Consider the following 13,850-nt stretch of genomic DNA (forward strand, 5'->3'; position numbering starts at 1 on the left):
CGCTTGCAGCTAGGGTCATGTACGTTTGAAATTTAGTACATACACCTCTCGCTGAAGCGGGATCTTGGGAAAATGACCAACAATGTTTAGTTATAACATAACAACCGTTGTTTAAATAGAAACAATTTAAATTACATAGTAGGTACTAAAAAGCTAGCCGTGCCTGTGAAAGCACCGCCCTCAACGTGAATTTGCGCATTCTTATAATACACCAACCCCTCTGAAAGCTGTTTTTTACAATGCTTTGGAAAAAAGCCCTCAAACCGAACTGCTTCAGTGGTATTTATTGAGCGCTTAAATTTAATATCTAAATCACGTAAGTACACTTCCCCTGCTTTTTTCGTCATTTGGTTATCCCAGCAACCGTAAATAATGCCAAGCTGAGAAATCCAAATCATGGCGCTTTGTGCACTAAAGTGAAATTGACCATCACCTGGCATTTGAAAGTGTTCAACATCAATACGGCCATCGATATATCCAGGCTCTAGTGAGACAGAGCTAAATGACATTCTTTCTTCACGCCAGCCATTTTCTAAATAGTCTGACATATACGCACGCTGCTGATCTGAAGTAAGTTGAATCATAATGTGTTCCTTAACTTAATGAGTAGATGGGTTTGTTAACTGACTGTCTTCTTGCTCGACATGTTTGTGCATTAGCAGCGTATGTAATACTGCGGTTACTAGGCCAGTAGCCATTAAGCAATACCATGCTAATTGTTCGCTAATATCAGCAAGGTCAAATGCAAAACCAACGATACTGCTGCCCGCAATAAGCCCAATGCCAGCAAATAGGTAGAAAAACCCATAATGAGTGGCCACAGACTTGTTGTTTGCCAGATCAGATATCTGGCTCATAATAAAGGGAAAACTCACCATAGTACCGACAGTAAAAACGACTGCAAGTACACTCAATGGGACGTAATAAAGTAAGCCCGTTTGAAATGGCCAATTGGGTATTAAAGTAGCGAAAGATAAGCCCATTAATGCAATACCAATACTGATCCAGTGCTGTGGCGTTAACCAACGCTCACAGATTCTGGTCACTGGAAATTGTAAAAAAATAGAGATAATCGCACATAAGGTAAGTACCCACGCAACATCCTGTTGCGCACCCGCTTGATTAACAATATGAATTGGGATCGCAAACGAGATTTGATTGATGAGCATAAAATATCCCATCATAATGGCTGAAAACTTTAAAAACGCTCGGTTGCCAAGTACACCCGACACCATCGTTTTAATATTACTCTTTTCACCCGTACTAGAGACTGGCTTTGCGCTCTTTACTTTCGACGCGCTAGGTAATAAAACACAAAAAACAATGGTAAAAAGTAAAAATGGCAGCGCGGCTGCGGCGCATAAAATGTCGAACCCAACATTCAGAAGTAATAAGCCACACACAGGCCCTAAGAGCTCACCACCGTTTCGTGCAACCCCCACCAGCGAAAACATTTGTGCTCTGCTTAACATCTCTTGTTTAGCAAAATACGCTTGAGCTGCAGGGGTAAATAATGCACCAGCAAAGCCCGTTAAAAACGCCGCAAGAAATAGCATAGGGATAACATCTGCAAATAAAAATAAGCAAAAGCCAATCGCACGCAATAAGCAACCAATGACAATCAGTGGCTTCGCACCATATAAATCAGCGAGTAGCCCTCCGACTAAAAACAGACCTTGCTGACAAAATGAGCGAACGCCCAAAACAATACCAACCAAGGTGGCACTGAGCAGTAAATCTTGCTTTAAATAACCAGCCAGAAATGGGATCAGCATGTAAAAACCCAGATTAAAGATAAACGCCGCAGATAACATCCAACGGTATTGGCTACTGAGTTTTAAATAAGATGAAAAAATAGACATTGAGGTCACTCAGGCTTTTGAGCTATCAAAATAGAATGAAAATTATCTGCGTAAGTTTGTACTTTCAATTTTAGCTGAAATGGCAACAGAGCTTGTTCATTGGTACTTGGATAAAGCAATGTACGCAAATTATACGCAGTGCGAATGACTAAATGCGCACCAGGGCGCATGTTTTCAAATAAGTGCTGAATAATTTTGCCTTTGATTTTTTCATCACCCACCAAAGCAGCAAGCCATATTACATCATACTGGTCTAGCTGTTCTTGCACACATACGTCGTTGTGAATAAATGCCATTTGATTATCTGGCTGTAACGCGTCACACACAGATTTGCCTAATAACAAATCAGGTTGATTAATATCAAGGTTATCTACGGCTAACCCCGCATTAAACAAAGCCAAAGATGTCAGTGGTAAAGCGCCCGATCCAACCATAAGCACCCGATTCACAGCATCACTCGATAGTGAGTTAATCGCACTTATCTCAAGGGTTGTAGCTCGCTCATAATGCTGATAATACGGGTATTCTTGTGTTAATAGCGCGAGTGCATCTTCGCTTTCTACCAGTCGTTCTGCCCAGTGCCTTTCATACAAACTCGACGCCTGGCTAAACAGCTGCTGGATCCCAGGTTTAATGTCTTGAATTTGCGGTTGCGCCAACACATGTTCTGCAAATTCGCTGCCGTGTTCATTCGACAGTAAATCTAAAAATCCATGAAATTTAACCATGCTGTCTGGCGTGATTGAAAGTGCAGACATCGCTTTAATATTTTTGTACCCATCGGCTATCAAGTCCGCATGGGTAGTTACAGAGTGAGGTATGTTCATAAGTTAGTTGTTACTGCATTGTCCCTATTTTTATGTTATAACATAACCCATGAGTTACCTGTGTGTAAATTGGTTTTTATGATTATTTTCATTAATCTTAGTACCTTAAACCAGGTTGGTAACAATAAGTTTACTTTTAACATAAATTAGTAATAGAGACTTAGGCATGACAATTACAAAAAACACGTCATTTTTTATTCGCCACAAACGCGTTTGTATCCTGCTGTTGGTGTTGCTTAGCGGCGTTATCGCTTGTGTTGGGCTATTTACAATGGCAAGTGACACCGTACAACTTAATCCTGAAGTAGATACTCGGCCAAAAGTCTCTGCGCGTACAATTAGCCCTATTGATTATCAAACAACGCTTCGCCTATCTGGTGTGTTTAAGCCCGCAGAGCAGACTGATATTGCCTTCGAACTGTCAGGTAAAGTGGCGTCTTTGCATCCAAACTTTGTCGTAGGAGGCATTGTTAAACAAGGCGATTTACTCGCGACGCTGGATCCGTTTGATTATAAAACGCAAGTCTTAGAAAAACAGGCAAGCTTTGCCTTAGCACAAGCCCACTTATCTGAAGAGCTCGCCAAGGCTGAAGTCGCTAAAAAAGAATGGGCTAACCGTGCACATATCCCCGCTTTAGCCCTAAGAGAGCCACAAGTAGCGAGTGCACGAGCACAGCTAAAAGCAGCAAAAGCCAGTCTGTCTCTGGCTGAAAAAAATCTCTCTCGAACTCAGTATTTCGCGCCTTATGATGCCCTCATAGCAGCACGTAGCATAGGCCTTGGACAAGTTATTTCAAAAGGAGAGATGCTAGGACAAATCGTGAATTTAAGCTACGGAGAAATACATATTCCCATAGCTGGATTTGAACAACCCTTTATTCCTGCCCTCCCAGCAAATAACGTGCAAGTCCACAGTGACAATGTGCAACGACAAGGCATTTTAACTCGCCACACAGGTCAATTTAATGATGTAACAAGAATGGCTTACTACATCGTCAAGGTTGACGACCCCTATGCACTCAACAGCCAAGAAGCGCCACTCTATTTTGGCCAATTCCTGGCCGTAAATATACCAGGTAAAATCCTTAAAAATGTTATCAAGGTGCCTCAGGAGTGGATCAAAAACCAAACACTGTGGCTACTCAATACGGATGGCACCTTAGTAAAAAACTCAGTGACAGTAGTAAGAGAAGAGTACGGTTTTGCATTGCTTAACGCACCAACAGGGATCAACCACCAGATCGTTACTCAACTCCCTGAGTACCCTCAATCAGGCATGCAAGTTAAACGCTGGCCTCACGATACCCAGCTAGCCGAACGAGGAGACAAACAATGACCCAACAACATGGTTTTATCGCCTACTTTGTACGTCATCCTGTCGCGGCAAACTTATTAATGTTATTGATAGTATGTATGGGCGTATTGAGTTATCAAAGTATACAGCGACAAACCTTTCCAGTATCTGATAATCATAAAGTCACTATTCAAGCGACTCAGTTAGGGGCATCCGTTAAAGAGGTTGAAGAAAATATACTGTTAAAAATAGAGCAGGCCTTAAAACCTCAAATAGGAATAAAACGGGTATTGAGCAGCGCAACGCCATCACAGGCCAAAGTAGAAGTTGAGCTCAATAGCGGTGAAAACATTGCTGCTAGACTCGATGAAATAAAACTCAAGTTAGACAGTATTGCCAGCTTCCCAATTGCAATGGAGCCGCTACTTATTTTTGAAAATGCGCAACAGCAGCGTGCCCTCAGTATTGTGGTGTCAGGTTTGTCAGATCCCCGCTTACTTAAAAAGCTGGGGAATGAGATCAAAACAGAGCTATTACAGCTCAAAGACATTTCCCATGTTAACTTATCTGCAATGCCAAACTATGAAGTGTCTATTGAGATTTCACCAATAAAATTACGAGAATTCAGCCTTAGTTTGTCACAAGTAGTCCAAGCCATACAGTCCCATTCAGACAACCTGTCAGCAGGGCATATTAAAACTTCTAACGGTAATATTTATTTAAGATTAGAAGAACGTCGTTACCATGGCGATGACCTGTTAAATGTTCCTGTGGTTTCTGGCTTACTAGGTGAGACCATTCGTTTAAAAGACATTGCAACCATCAAAGATGGATTTACCGAAACCTTAGATGAAGGTCGGCTTAATGGCGAACGTGCCGTTTACATCATGGTCGATGCGTCAAAAGAGCAATCACTCACACACGTTGTTACCACCGCGCAAGCCTACCTAGATGAAAAACGCCGAACGCTACCCAGTGAAATTGAACTCTATGAGTTTGTTGATGTAACATTTTACTTAGAAGGCCGTTTAAACATGATGCTAGAGAACCTTGCTCAAGGTGCTATTTTAGTATTTATTCTGCTGGCTGTCTTTTTACGAACACGACTTGCGATTTGGGTGATGATTGGCCTGCCAGTCTCAATGCTTGGCGCTTTTTGGTTAATGCCATGGTTTGGCATCACGATTAACTTGGTGTCTTTATTTGCCTTTATTATGGTACTGGGCATCGTAGTTGATGATGCGATAGTCATAGGTGAAAGTGTCTGTGACCAAGTTGAAAGCCATGGCCATGACAACGAGCAAGTAATACTCGGCACGCATAAAGTGGCTATACCGGCCACATTTGGGGTGTTGACCACCATCGCTATATTTATGCCATTTATGTTAAGTACGGGACCCAACTCAGGGCAATTTATTGCTATCGCGGGAGTCTGTATTTTATGTTTACTGTTCAGCTTAGTAGAATCTAAATTGATCTTACCCGCGCACCTTGCCCACACTCGTATGCCTAGCCTTGCAAGCTCGCATTGGCGAGTGCGTTTTAATAACCGACTGCAACACCTATTAAACAGCCGCTTTAAACCAGTATTAACATCATGTATTCATCACCGATATGCCGTTATTTTAGCGTTTGTTTCACTGCTCGTTATAACTGTCTGTTTAATCGTTACGGGGTTAGTACGATTTGTGGCAGTACCCAAAGTGCCACACGACTTCCCTTCTATTAATATTCGAATGAACCAAAATGTTTCCGAAGCACAAACTTTGGCTGCCGTAAAAGAAATTGAAGCGATGATCCAGCGTGTGGAGCGTGACACCATTGCACAAACTAATCAGCCGATGATGAGAACGATGTACACCCGTATTGATCACCTAACTGAGGCTGAAATTGTGGTGCCATTGGTTGGAGAAGCAGACCGTCCGTTCGACACATTCGAACTCGCCAAGCGCTGGCAAGCTGAATTGCCAAACATACCGGGTGTGAAAAAGTTCACCATTGAGTCAGACGTTATTGATATTGCAGAAAAAGGAGATTTGGAATACCGGCTGTTTGCAGACGATATACAAACATTACAGCGTGCCAGCCAAGACTTTATTGCCCAGCTGACTCAAATAAAAGGCATACACAGTGTTTATTCTTCGATGGACAGCGCACAAACAGAATACAAAGTAAAACTCAAGCCCATTGCTTATCAGCTACAACTGGATGCGAAAACCGTCACAGAACAAGTCGCAGCTAAGTTTTACGGCCTTGAGCTGCAACGCGTTATGCGTGAAGGCCAAGAAGTCATATTTATGGTACGAGGCGCACGCACCGACAGAGAGAACATCAGCGCGTTGGCGCAAACCCTTATCACTTTGCCTAATGGCGAGCAGGTGTTCTTTGGTGATATTGCAAAGACCATCGAAACGCCAAGTGTCGCTAAAATAGACCGAGAGCAAGGCTTTCAGGTGGTGACTATCAGCGCGAACGTTGATGCACAACAAGCGCAGTTAAATACTGTATCGAACAAGATAGAAGCGAATATTCTACCTGCGGTGACGAGTCGTTATACTGGTGTGACAACTCAGCTCGGCAGCACTTTGTTAGATCAACGCAACGAACGCAGCCAAATGCTGACTTTTGCGTTAATTGGTTTGCTGGTAATTTACTTACTGCTGGCCTTACCCCTTAAAAGCTATGTGCAGCCATTGATTGTGATGTCGGTTATTCCATTTTCAGTGATTGGCGCTTTATGGGGGCATTTCTTGTTCGGTTACACATTAAGTATCATGTCAGTTTTTGGCATTGTGGCAGCTGCAGGTGTGGTAATAAATGATTCATTGGTCATGACTGATGTCATAAACCGAAATCGCACCAAGGGGGTTGCATTAAACGACGCCGTCGTACAAGCAAGCATTTCACGCTTTAGGGCAATCCTACTAACATCATTGACCACCTTTTTTGGGCTTGTCCCCATCATGTTCGAATCAAGCTTACAGGCACAATTTGTGATCCCGACCGCCATCTCTTTGAGCTTTTCAGTGCTCTTTGCAACGGTGGTAACCCTTATCATGGTGCCATGTTTATATGCAGTACTAGAAGATGTAAAACGCCTGCACTTACCCTTGATGAACAAGTCCAAAATACAAAACGCTTAGTCGTGGGTCAGTGTATAAAGTACACCTAGAAAAATATTAAAAAGAAGTGAGTATTAAAAAAAGTGATCAGCAACCATAAAATGAAGAAAACTAATAATTTAGAAAACTAGAAAATAAGAGCCCATAAAAAGACATGCCTTGGTAAACGAGTTACCAAGGCATGGTTATATTAGAACTTATAAATTAGAACTTATAAGCGGCTGAAAGTAGCACCTTACGTGGCTCACCCGGCTGAACCCACATTTGCGTATACGAGTTAGTATAGTGTGTGCGGTCAAACGCATTGTGTACTTGCGCTTTTACGGTCCACGCTTTATTTACGTCGTATTTAGCGAACATGTTAAATACCACATACGACGGCAAGTAAAAATCACTGCCACGTTGACCTAAACGTTCATCAACATACTGGAAACCCAAACCTGCTGATAGGTCATTACCATACACGGTGTAATGTTGACTCAGTTGTAAGCTCGCTGAATGCTCAGGAATATTTAATAAATCATCACCCGCTTTAATACCCACATAAAGACCAGTATCTAAGGCATCCTTTTCAACTTGAGCATCTAAGTAAGTATATGAAAAACGAATTTCAGCATCTGCAGGTAACTGGCCGGCAATATCTAATTCAATACCACGGCTACTTGCTTCACCAATCGCGGTTTCAAATCCTAAGTTTTGCATATCAGCCACAATAATATTGGTCTGCTCACTATCAAAATACGCAAGAGTAATATCTAATGCATTATCTAATAATGACCACTTAGTACCAAGTTCAATAGACTCAGTTTGGTTCGGCTCAAAGCCATTGCCTTGATAGTCAGCACCAAAGTTTAAGCGGTAGCCTTCACCATACGTTGAGTATAAAGAAAAGTTATCAGTGAACTGATAAACCAAACCTAACTGCGGGCTAAAGTGTTGCTCAGACTGTTCAAGCGTCATATTACGCACTTTGTCATTCGTTGTTTGCTTTAGCCAATCAAAACGGCCACCCACACGTATTTGTAATGAATCAGTCAAGGCAATTTGGTCTTGAATATACAAACCTGTTGCTGATTGATTTTGCTGGCGAACAATCACCGGCATTGGCGTTGGCGGTGTATGCAGCCCATATACAGGGTTATGAACATTCAGTGCGTACAACTGCGCATCAGTTGGATTAGTACTAAGTTTAGGTGCACGTGCTACGCGGTAATCTCTATCAAACTCAAATCGGTCATAGTCCACACCCGCAATAATATTATGCTTAAAGCCACCTGCTTCAATATCACCTGCGATTTCAAAGCGCGCGACATATTGGTCTGTATCATAGGCCCTTTCTCTGTGCTGACGAGTCAATGTTTGACCATCATAGAACAGCTTTTGACGTGAAGGTGACATATCGGCATCACTTGATAGACTGTCTAATTCAGTTTGCCTAAAGGCCACAGCAGAACTCAACTGCCATACCGAATTTAGGTCATATAGCCATTGTAATTGATGTCCGTGCACCATTGTCGTGGTAGGGCCATCACCTGGTTCACCTAAAAAACGCTCAATAGGCATAAAATCAAAGTTACCGCCGGGTGCAATAACACCTCGGTCAAATGGGATCTCTTGCTCGGCATATTCTAATTCATATGTCCAAGTAGAGCGGTCACTTTGGTCGAATAAAAATGAGGCAGTAATCCCTTGTTTTTGTGTTTCAATGGTGTCTCTAAAGCTATCTTCTTGCTGATAAAAACCAATAAAACGACCCGCTAAATTATCAGCTATGACCGTATTAACATCGGCTTCTACACGCTGATGTTTGCGACTACCTAAGGTTAATTCTAATTCACTTGATGACTCAAAAGTTGGTTTTTTAGTTACCAAATTAATTGACCCACCCGGCTCACCACGGCCAAATAACGCCGCTTTTGGCCCTTTGAGTATTTCAACACGTTCGATACCAGATGCATCTCTTGGTCCAGAAAAACCACGACCTGCGTTAAAACCATTCACTAAATAGCCGCTGGGTACATTCTCATCACCAAAAAAACCGCGAATGGCAAAGCTATCCCACAGCCCTCCTAAACTATTTTGACGGCTTACTGACGCCGATAAATCTAGAACCTGTGTTAATCCAGTCAAACCGGTATTTTCAATTAGATCAGCATCAAGTTCGAGAATCGCTTCTGGTGATTGTAAATGGGTAAAATCGCCACGGTAAGCTTGGCGCTCACCGGTTACTTCTATTTTCTCTACGTCTGAATCTTGAGAGTTTTGAGCTGCGTGAGAAGAAAAAGCCGCAGCCAATGAAAGAGATAATACGCTTAAACGACAAGCATAAACTAAGGGTGTCATTATCAATCCTTTATTTTTGATATGTTATAACGTTTTGGGTACTTTACCATGAGTATAAGAAGCTGTTAAGAATTAATCCGCTTTACTGAATAAATCACAAACCTCTTGAAATAGAATAAATATTTGGCAATGTCAGAAGCTATACCAGCTCAATTGGCGATATTTCGGTTAAGCTGTCACCTTTAACAATCGCCACAAAAACCGCTCGATACTGCACTGCCCTTTCAAGAATAAAAAGATATGCAATAATACTTAGCCCGCTTCAACCGAAATAAAGCCGTGTTATTCAACATAAATCGATGTAACTCAAGCATTTGTGCTAAACTATAAGAAACATTCAACTCAGGAGGCAGTTACCAAGAGTGAGTAGAGCAAAGCTAAGCCAAGATGAGAATCTATCCTTCAAGATCAACTATCAACTTCTTCCTAAAGAAACCAATCAACTCGACCTGTATTTTTCAATCCCGACAGACATGGGGATCAATGCTGATACACTTAATGAAGTTGATTTCTTTAACGCCAATATAAAGTCACACAGTGCTTATTACTCTGAGCAGCTGCATTTACCCTTGGTTCAAAGTCGCTTTATAAGCCAAAACAAACGAGAAAAAACCGGCTACCGACTCAACCTAAACCTATTTTGCTACCAGCTCAGGATCGCGCTTGATGCCGACGTAAAAGCCACACTGCAACTTAAAGAACCCGACGAATTCTTCCCAGCAGCTGCTTTATTGGTAGAACAAACAGAGCGCTTACTTAAAAATTTAAGGCGCTACACGCCACCTGATAACAAGCTCAAACCCTACTTTCAAAATGCCGACAACTACCTGAGCTGGCATACCGAGCAAACATTCCTAAAGTTACTGTCTGGAGGTCCAAAATCGAGTGAATTTAATGATGAGCGCGCCACGTTGATTGGTTTTTGTCAGCAAGAAAGCCAATATCGCACTGAACAAACATATAACTCGCAAGTAACATTAGACGATCCAAATCGCATCACCAATAAAATGAAGTTACTCGAACGGCTGATTGAATATGGGGTGGTATTTAATAAACAAACCACTGATTTAACCTTAAATTTAAAACGATTAGTTAAAGGGCTCGTAACCGGTGTGATCATGGCATTTGTGATGTTTATTGTGCTTAATGCCCGCTCTAATTTTCAAGAAGTCACTGTTGCTCTTATTGTCCTACTGGGGGTTATTTACGGGTTAAGAGAAACATTCAAAGAAGACTTAACCCAATGGGCATGGCGCAGGATCCAGCGAAAACGTCCTAAATGGCGTAATAAGTTTAAAAACTCAGTAAACGACGATATCGTCTGCACACAAACCATTTGGCTTGAACACATTCGTAAAAAAGACGTACCTCCTGACGTAAATAAATTACTCAAACAGCGCAGACAGCAAAATAAACAAGCAGCGCATTTAATGCACTTTTGCAGTAAAAATCAGGTTCATGTCAGTGAGTTTTTACCCGGGTATGAGGAGGTACAGCAGCGTATTACTTTTAACATGGCGTCATTTGTTCGCTACCTTAAAAAAGGGGCTGGAAAGCTCTATGCTTTGGAAGGCCAAAAAATATCAAAAAAGTCAGTAGAACGGCGCTACCAAATTAACCTTGTACTACGTTTTTCAACCGACCACAGCACACAAATAGAACGCTACAAACTGACCATGAACCGTTCTGAAATTGTTGCGATAGAGCTGATGGATGAGGCTGCTACAGAGTAATTCATTCAAGAAGCAGTCACGTGACACTGACAAGCGTCAATCATAGATTAGTGCCAAAAACCTCTGACTGACTCGCTGAAAGTCGGCGGAAAAAAGTGCCACCGTTTAAAGCTAGTAAACGGGTAAAGTTATCAATTCTATAAGGTAAAAATACTGTACCGGCCCTATTAAGTCACACTTAAAAAACTTGATCGCAACCTTTAATTAACATACATTTGTTGTGTTTTGTTCAAAAACACAACAACTAAAATTAAAGGATAACAACTTATGATACCGTGTAAAGTTCGTAAGGCCGTGCTTCCTGCATGTGCATTACTTTTGTCATCAGCGACTTTTGCTGGTGTATTAGACGCTTCAGCGCAAAAAACAGACATCGCTAAAATTGTCTCTCATCAGCTATCGCTTAATGCGGGGCACGCTGGGATCACCACCCAAGATGTTAAAGAGCATATTATTAATCACCCTGATGCACAGTTTATTAAAATAAACTTTGCTCAGTTGTCGTTACCTGAAGGCGCATACATTGAAGTCAGTAATTTAGAAGGCACAGAAAGCTATCGTTACGATCACAGTGACAGCGATGTCATTGCAGCAATGTCAGTATCATCCGATACAGTAAAAGTCACTTTAGTTTCGCCTAGCTCAGTACAGTGGAGCGAAAATCATGGTGTTGAAATACAAGATTTCTATGCCGGCTTCTCTGATTTTGAATTGGCTGAACGCGCCGCTATGTTTGAAAGGGGTGATATTCAGCCTAACTCAACTTGCGGTGTTAACGAGCGCCAAGACGTTGCCTGTTGGGAAACATCTCATCCTGTGGAGCATGAGCGTAGTCGCCCAGTTGCACGCCTGCTCATTGGGGGCCGTAGCCTGTGTACAGCATGGCGTGTTGGTGCCGACAACCATATGTTTACCAACAATCACTGCTTTAGTCGTGCAGCAGAGACCAAAAATGTCGAAGTGTGGTTTAATTACCAGCGCACAGGCTGTGGTACTGGCACAACCAATAGCACAGTGAAAGTAAACGGCGATCAGCTTTTGGCCACCGATTATGCGCTAGATTACACCTTATTTACTGTGCAAGAGTTTGAAAAAATTAAACAGTTTGGTCACTTTGGGTTAGATACTAATGCACAGAATCAAGGCGAGCGTATCTACATCCCTCAGCACGGTGCAGGTAACCCGAAAGAGTTAGCAATTGAAAGTGACTTAAACGCAAATGGACTGTGTCAGATTGACCAAACCGTCACAGAGGGTCGTGGCAGTAATACCGACATGGGTTATAAATGTGACACCATAGGTGGCTCTTCAGGTTCACCTGTACTGTCGGCAAAAAATAACAATGTAATTGCTTTACACCATTATGGTAATAGCACGCAGTGTACAACTAAATTAAACCGCGGCACACGTATCGAGTTAATTTGGCCACAAGTAGCCACCCATTTTGGTGGTGTATTACCAATAGGAGATAATGGTAACTCAGGTAATAACCCACCAGTTGCTCAGATTACGACACAGTGTTCAGAATTAACATGTCGCTTTGATTCAAGTGGCTCGTCTGACTCTGACGGTAATATTGTCGCAACCACGTGGAATTTTGGTGATGGTACAACAAGCACGACGGCTGGTTTAGTCACACATACTTATCAGCAAGCCGGGAAATATAACGTCTCGTTGGTCGTTACAGATAACGACAACGCACAAGACAGTGCTGTAGTTGAGGTGACAGTCACAGCAACGGGTAACCAAGCGCCTGTTGCTGACTTCTCATATGCAGCTAATGGCCTGACAGTGAACTTTACCGATGCTTCAACAGATGACTCAGGCGTTATCGGGTATTTATGGGCGTTTGGTGATGGTAATAGCAGCCAAGTGCAAAACCCATCTCATGCCTATGTTGCAGCAGGTACTTACCCTGTGACACTCACAGTGACCGATGCACAAGGTGAGCAATCCACTAAATCACGTTCAGTTGTCGTTACTGATAGCAACTGTAATGTTGGCGCATGGGATAGTTCAACGGTTTACCTCAAAGGCGACCAAGCGTCTCAAAATGGCAGTGTTTATGAAGCGAAATGGTGGACACAAGCTCAGTCTCCAGCAGATTACTCATCTACATGGGCTGTGTGGAAGTGGCTAAGAAACTGTAATTAAGCGATCTAAACCAATCCGTTTGAACCAAGTTAAGGTACTAACCTTAACTTGGTTACAGCTCTACATCGTTTCGCGCAAGAATATTTAGCTGCTCAAGAGCAAATATTACTGCCTTCAGTAAAATGTAAGTACATGGGTAAAACCAAAATACGACCTCCAAAACTCGTCAAAATATTACAAAGTTCGGTATAGTCTTCCTTGGATAAATACAAAATGGATGTTGAACTGGAAACATCTGTAGGAAAAATATTCATTGAAGTTAAAGTCACCGCTGACTGTAGCGGCGAGAAAGTAAGTTATATAAAAAGCAACAAAGTACCAACGTTAGAAATCGACCTATCTCAATTTCTTGAGCAACCCCCGGGTATATGTCAGAGCAACGCTTTATTGCAAATGGGTCAAACGTCAAACAGTGGCAGCGACGAAATGAAAAAACGAGATAGTTTATTCTACCCCGCCAGAGTTATTTTGTTTGACATACCGGGAGTGTCCATATATGTCTGATATGTCAGATG

Annotated in this window: 9 protein-coding genes; 5 read left to right on the top strand and 4 right to left on the bottom strand. The window is 42.1% G+C overall.

Features of this window, described 5'->3' with window-relative positions; translation table 11 throughout:
- Window positions 1-131: 131 nt before the first annotated feature.
- The 3 genes from CWC18_RS11945 to CWC18_RS11955 are packed head-to-tail and all read right to left on the bottom strand — an operon-like array spanning window position 132 to window position 2,689.
- A complete protein-coding gene (locus CWC18_RS11945; protein ID WP_138592979.1) occupies window positions 132-584 on the bottom strand; it encodes a hypothetical protein in 453 nt (150 codons plus the stop codon).
- A gap of 15 nt (window positions 585-599) precedes the next feature.
- Window positions 600-1,862, bottom strand: a complete 1,263-nt coding sequence (locus tag CWC18_RS11950; RefSeq protein ID WP_138675319.1) for an MDR family MFS transporter — start codon at window positions 1,860-1,862, stop codon at window positions 600-602.
- Window positions 1,863-1,867: 5 nt separating this feature from the next.
- The gene (locus CWC18_RS11955; protein ID WP_138592981.1) at window positions 1,868-2,689 is read right to left on the bottom strand and encodes a nicotianamine synthase family protein; all 822 of its coding nucleotides are present in this window, start codon (window positions 2,687-2,689) and stop codon (window positions 1,868-1,870) included.
- Window positions 2,690-2,855: 166 nt separating this feature from the next.
- Between CWC18_RS11955 and CWC18_RS11960 the strand changes: the two genes are divergently transcribed.
- Window positions 2,856-4,025: an efflux RND transporter periplasmic adaptor subunit gene (locus CWC18_RS11960; protein WP_138592982.1), complete on the top strand. Its 1,170-nt coding sequence runs from the start codon at window positions 2,856-2,858 to the stop codon at window positions 4,023-4,025.
- Window positions 4,022-7,126 (top strand): efflux RND transporter permease subunit, encoded by a 3,105-nt coding sequence (locus tag CWC18_RS11965; protein WP_138675320.1) that lies wholly within the window; start codon window positions 4,022-4,024, stop codon window positions 7,124-7,126. Before CWC18_RS11960 ends, CWC18_RS11965 begins: the two co-directional genes overlap by 4 nt.
- Window positions 7,127-7,309: 183 nt before the next feature.
- Here the strand turns inward: CWC18_RS11965 and CWC18_RS11970 are convergent, their stop codons facing one another.
- Complete coding sequence (locus CWC18_RS11970) at window positions 7,310-9,448, bottom strand: TonB-dependent siderophore receptor (RefSeq protein ID WP_138675321.1); 2,139 nt, start codon at window positions 9,446-9,448, stop codon at window positions 7,310-7,312.
- A gap of 362 nt (window positions 9,449-9,810) precedes the next feature.
- On the opposite strand from CWC18_RS11970, the gene CWC18_RS11975 reads away from it, so the two are divergent.
- From CWC18_RS11975 to CWC18_RS11985, 3 genes are all read left to right on the top strand, one after another.
- The gene (locus CWC18_RS11975; protein ID WP_138592985.1) at window positions 9,811-11,181 is read left to right on the top strand and encodes a hypothetical protein; all 1,371 of its coding nucleotides are present in this window, start codon (window positions 9,811-9,813) and stop codon (window positions 11,179-11,181) included.
- A gap of 267 nt (window positions 11,182-11,448) precedes the next feature.
- On the top strand, window positions 11,449-13,335 hold the full coding sequence (locus tag CWC18_RS11980; RefSeq protein WP_138592986.1) for a PKD domain-containing protein: 1,887 nt from the start codon (window positions 11,449-11,451) through the stop codon (window positions 13,333-13,335).
- A gap of 213 nt (window positions 13,336-13,548) precedes the next feature.
- Window positions 13,549-13,839 (top strand): hypothetical protein, encoded by a 291-nt coding sequence (locus tag CWC18_RS11985; protein ID WP_138675322.1) that lies wholly within the window; start codon window positions 13,549-13,551, stop codon window positions 13,837-13,839.
- Window positions 13,840-13,850 lie beyond the last annotated feature (11 nt).

It is taken from the genome of Pseudoalteromonas aurantia (assembly GCF_005886875.1).
In the GTDB taxonomy this organism is placed as follows: Bacteria; Pseudomonadota; Gammaproteobacteria; order Enterobacterales; family Alteromonadaceae; genus Pseudoalteromonas; species Pseudoalteromonas aurantia_A.